Raw genomic sequence first — 3,076 nt, 5'->3', positions numbered from 1 at the left:
TTTCAAAGAATAGCCTTTCAGCAAAGTGCCTTATGTATCCTTTGTCAATTACGCTATCTGCATGGCTTCATCAGACTTATGTAGTCCGACAACAGTCAGTACTGCGAGGCCATTTGCCCAGTAATAAATAGCATCGATGCCACTGAAACCGAGGATAAATGGGATCAGAACAAATAGTGCACCAACTGCAAAATCGACTGATAGATGAAACTTATAAGCCAAAACCCTGAAGACACCTAGATGATGATCCGTAAGGAGCGTCAGTATAAAAGCGGCCACGCCGGTGACAACGGAAAGCCACATAGCGACAGGGTGACTGCTGCCCAGATTAAGAATAAAGGGAAGGACGATGAGGCTGATCGCAACAGGGTAATCGAGGTAGGCGTGAATATTCTTGGTGACAAAACGCGGTATCATTTTAAGCATCCTTTACATTTAAGTTCGTTCGTAAATTCGAACGGTCTTTGAGGAGCCTTTTCCTCTTGTGAGGAAAGACGGTTCGAAACTCATAAGATCAATGTAAGGGAATTTTTCGGACGATGAAGTTCAGATAGTTCGGGAAATATGCCTGATCGTTCAAACTAATGGGCTGTTCTGTATTCTGCCGGGGATGCGCCCACTTCTTTTTTGAAGACCCGGGAAAAAGCTGATTCCGAGGCATAACCGATCAGGGCGGCTACTTCGGCTACATTCATTTTTTGTTCTACCAATCCTTGCCGTGCAATTTGCATACGCCATGACGTCAGATACTGAATGGGGGTAACGCCCATCTTTTTGGCAAAATGCTGGGCAAAGGAAGTTCGTGACAATCCCGCTTCGCGGGCGAGGCTTTCTACTGACCAACTCTCGGCCGGTTCTTTGTGAAACGCATTCAGTGCGCGTGAGATATAGGGGTCGGCAAAGGCGGCAAATCCTGTGATCTCTGATCCCTGATTTTCTATAAAGGTTCTGATTGCCTGGGCAAAAATAACTTCGGACATTTTTAGGGCGATAAGATCACCGCCAAACTTGGCACTTCCGGTTTCGTCCCCGATCATGCGCAGGGTTGATTCCATCCATTTCCCTGCTGTTTCGCCATAGTTTTGGATGTGGATATAGTCGGGTAACTGGTCAAAGATCATATGCCTTGCATCTTTGGCAAAAGAAAAATGGCCACAGATCAATTGGGTTTCTTTTTCGAGATCTCCACCACCATAGACCAAAACGCCGTCTCCCCTGTAACCGGACTCTTCTACGACGCGATCCAGTGGCAAAATTTCGTGGGGCGAGGTGTTCTCGCAAAAGAGACTATGGCTGGCACCGTGGGGAATGATCACCAGATCACCTTGTGCGAGGACAAGGTTTTCACCTGTCTTGTTGATCATAACTTTACAGGTTCCCCGGTGTGCAAAGTGGAAGCGGGCAGCGTTTTCAAAGGGGGGAACTTCCAAGCCCCAGGTTGAGGTAAAGGAGGTACGGAAATACAGCGTACCTTTCACAGAAAGCCGGGTAAGAATATCACTAAGTGCGTCCAGCATGACTAATCCCTTTATTCCTTTTTGTTTTCTTTTCTTGCAAAAATCTATTCTGACATTGGCCCCGATGGGTAAGAGTTTTGGTTAGGTAACTGTTTTTGAATAAATACACCTGACCTGTCGGTATGATTTTGTTGGATGACTATGAACTGTCTTGAGTTGTCTCGTCCAGTGCTTTGAACGATCTGCAATGTATAACGAACTGTTGGGCATTCACAGTTCATCTTTTTCGGTCTTTTCTGTTCTGGTCAAAATTAATCGAATTCATAGTGAAAGAATGGAATAAAAAATGAAAAGGCTGAATTATATTGTACAGGTTTTGGGTAATAGCAGTATCAAAGTTTGTGCTGTTGGGTTGATTTTTCTGTGGGGGGTGACAGTTAATTTGGGCTTTTTGTCCAAGGCTATTGCGGAAAACCCTGCAGAGTTGAATGACCTGGAAATTGCGCACGTTGCCTATAGTGCGGATAACATTGATATCAAATATGCACATTTAGCTTTGGCCTTATCTGATAATCCTGATGTTCGGACGTTTGCCCAGACCATGATCCGGGATCACGAAGCGGTTAACAAAGCTGCGCTTGATCTTCTTGGCAAGCTTGGGGCACAGGCACAGGATAACTTTCTTAGTCAAACTTTGAATAAAAACTCTGAGAAGATTATCACTGATCTGGCAAGCCTGCGAGGCGTGGAGTTTGACCGGGCCTATGCCGCGAATGAATTGGCTTATCACAAGGCTGTAAATGAACTGGTTGAATACAGTTTTATCCCCAACATTGAAAATGAAGAGGTGAAAGCTCTGTTCAAAAAGGGACTTGAAATATTCAAAGTCCATGAAGGTCATGCAGAAATGATGGTGAAGAAGCTTAAGTGAGAAAATAAATGAAAAACCTTGTTGAGAAAGATACAATATCTTCAAAAGTACAAAAAAATAAATGGTCAAAACGGAAGGATGTAGTTGGGTACAGCTCTTTAATGAGACGACGGTCTTTTTTGACAGGTATGATTAACTTGGCTGGTGCAACAACGGGGGTTGTTGCATCGGCTCGTCTTATGTCAGGAATAGCCGCTGGGGGTGGCGTGTTGACGGGGCTGTCTCAACTGGTGCAAGCAGCTGACAGTATCCAGGAGCATACAGTAGAAATTCACAATCTGGTTTTTGTGCCAGAAGTAATTACGGTTTGTCCGGGTGATAAAATCCGCTGGATAAATCGGGATATCAGCCCCCATACGGCGACGGCCCTTGATGGTCGCTGGGATACACAGGAACTGGCACTAAACCAGCATCGTACCTTGATTGTTACAAAAGCAATGGCGGGGGAATATTATTGCCTTTTCCACCCCCATATGAAGGGAGAAATTCGCTTAAGAAATAAAGAAGAAACCTGAGCCGCATTGCTTCGTGTTTATGGCTCAGGGTTTCTTTTGAACAAAGACCATGTGGGGATGTGGAAGAATAAGCGGATCTACTCTGCGACCACCTTGCGATAGAGGTGCCATGTGGAATGACCCAACACAGGCATGACCACGCATAACCCGACAAAGAAGGGGATCGACCCGAC

General features: G+C 45.2%; 4 protein-coding genes. 2 read left to right on the top strand and 2 right to left on the bottom strand.

Annotation, left to right across the window (positions count from 1 at the left end; all coding sequences use genetic code 11):
• Positions 1-48: 48 nt before the first annotated feature.
• Both Q0241_RS07425 and Q0241_RS07420 read right to left on the bottom strand, forming a co-directional pair.
• Positions 49-417 carry a hypothetical protein gene (locus Q0241_RS07425; protein WP_299375438.1) on the bottom strand — a complete coding sequence of 123 codons (369 nt, stop codon included), beginning with the start codon at positions 415-417 and terminating at the stop codon, positions 49-51.
• A 164-nt stretch (positions 418-581) separates the two neighbouring features.
• On the bottom strand, positions 582-1,517 hold the full coding sequence (locus tag Q0241_RS07420; protein WP_299375436.1) for an AraC family transcriptional regulator: 936 nt from the start codon (positions 1,515-1,517) through the stop codon (positions 582-584).
• Positions 1,518-1,803: 286 nt separating this feature from the next.
• Here Q0241_RS07420 and Q0241_RS07415 point away from each other — a divergent pair, with 286 nt between their 5' ends.
• Together Q0241_RS07415 and Q0241_RS07410 are read left to right on the top strand one after the other, a co-directional pair.
• The gene (locus Q0241_RS07415; protein ID WP_299375433.1) at positions 1,804-2,388 is read left to right on the top strand and encodes a DUF4142 domain-containing protein; all 585 of its coding nucleotides are present in this window, start codon (positions 1,804-1,806) and stop codon (positions 2,386-2,388) included.
• Positions 2,389-2,489: 101 nt separating this feature from the next.
• A complete protein-coding gene (locus tag Q0241_RS07410) occupies positions 2,490-2,903 on the top strand; it encodes a cupredoxin domain-containing protein (RefSeq protein ID WP_299375430.1) in 414 nt (137 codons plus the stop codon).
• Positions 2,904-3,076 lie beyond the last annotated feature (173 nt).

Origin of the sequence: uncultured Kiloniella sp., assembly GCF_937128705.1 — a bacterium.
Lineage (GTDB): Bacteria > Pseudomonadota > Alphaproteobacteria > Kiloniellales > Kiloniellaceae > Kiloniella.
This window is presented reverse-complemented; position numbering and strand designations above follow the sequence as displayed.